The sequence below is a fragment of the Micromonospora sp. NPDC049529 genome (genome assembly GCF_055586685.1).
This window is the reverse complement of sequence record NZ_JBVJHT010000013.1, coordinates 1-1,301: the sequence shown is the minus strand read 5'-3', so window position 1 is coordinate 1,301 and position 1,301 is coordinate 1. Positions and strand designations below refer to the sequence as shown.

Genomic DNA, 1,301 nt, shown 5'->3' with positions numbered 1-1,301 from the left:
CCCCTACCCGCCCCCCCCCCCCCCCCCCCCCCTCCCTCCCCCCCCCCCCCCCCCACCCCCCCCCCCCCCCCCCCCCCCCCCCCCCCCCCCCCCCACCGCCGTACGCGCCTCCTGCCTCAGGCGGCCGGCACCGCGGTGACGCCGAAGGTCGCCGCGTTGTTCGCCGGATTCGAGTCCGGCGTCTCGGTGTTGCCGTACGGCAGGTGCAGTTGGGCGGTCGCGGTGCCGAGCGGACCGGCGACGGTCTCGACCGGTGCGGTCAGCGGCACGTCGAAGGTACGCACCTCACCGGGCATGAACTCGCCGCCCGGTACCTCGCAGCGGGCGAACGGGCAGAAGACGGCATCGCCGCCGGCCCGGACCCCCTCCGGCAGGACCAGCTGCACCTGGGGGGTGCTGTGCGGCGCGTCGCCGGCGTAGCCGACGGTGACCGACACCCGGCCGGCGTAGCTGCCGTCGGGCTGCTGGGTCAGGACCGCCGGGCCGACCCGGAGCGAGCCGTCGGCAACGGTGTCCTGCACGTACGGCCGGGGGTGGCGCAGCGATCCGGTGGTGGAGCGGAACAGGGCGGAGAAGTCGTCGCCGCCGCGTACTGGGACCGAGTCCACCGACACGTCCACCCGGCCACCGGTCGCCACCATCGGGTAACGGCGGGTGTCGGTGAGCACCTCGAACTCCGCGTGGACCGTTCGCCGCTCGCCGGGCTCGAACGTGCCGACCACGCAGTTGACCGTACGGCGCGGACCGTCGTTCAACGGGAAGCACGGTCCGGACGGCAGCAGACCGGTGAGGGAACCGCCGACCGGCTCGGTGATGGTCACGACGGGCAGCGAGGTCGACCCGTCGCGGAGGGTGATCGTGATCGGCAGCGTGCCCCGGTAGCCACGGTCGGTCGGCTGGAGGACCAGATCGCCGACCGAGACGGACGAGCCCCGGGTCCCGGTCGCGGCCGAGGCGGCTCCGGCCGGTGCCAGGGCCACCAGCAGGGCGGCGGTACCGAGCGCACCGGCGAGCAGACGACGACGCATGGAGACGGACATTGTTCCTCCAGAATGATCCCCGTGTGCCGGACGCTTTCTGCTCCGGCATCGGGGAAGACACGTCCCGTCGCCCGTCCCGGTTGCGATGATCTTGTGTCGGCGAAACGACAGGGTCGACCGACAACCACATTCGCCCGAAACGCATCGGGGGCCACCGGAAAGGGCTCCGGACGCGGGGGGGGGGGGGGGGGGGGGGGGGGGGGGGGGGGGGGGGGGGGGGGGGGGGGGGGGGGGGGGGGGGGGGGGGGGGGGGGGGGGGGG

Annotated in this window: 1 protein-coding gene; it reads right to left on the bottom strand. The window is 75.5% G+C overall.

The features are described 5' to 3' along the window. Positions 1-116: 116 nt before the first annotated feature. Positions 117-1,040, bottom strand: coding sequence for a hypothetical protein (locus ACZ6QQ_RS23070; RefSeq protein WP_465878951.1), 924 nt, complete (start codon positions 1,038-1,040; stop codon positions 117-119). Between the last annotated feature and the right edge of the window lie 261 nt (positions 1,041-1,301).

Coding starts and splice junctions, on each gene's coding strand:
- ACZ6QQ_RS23070 (WP_465878951.1), bottom strand. CDS start 1,040: ATGTCCGTCTCCATGCGTCGTCGTCTGCTCGCCGGTGCGCTCGGTACC.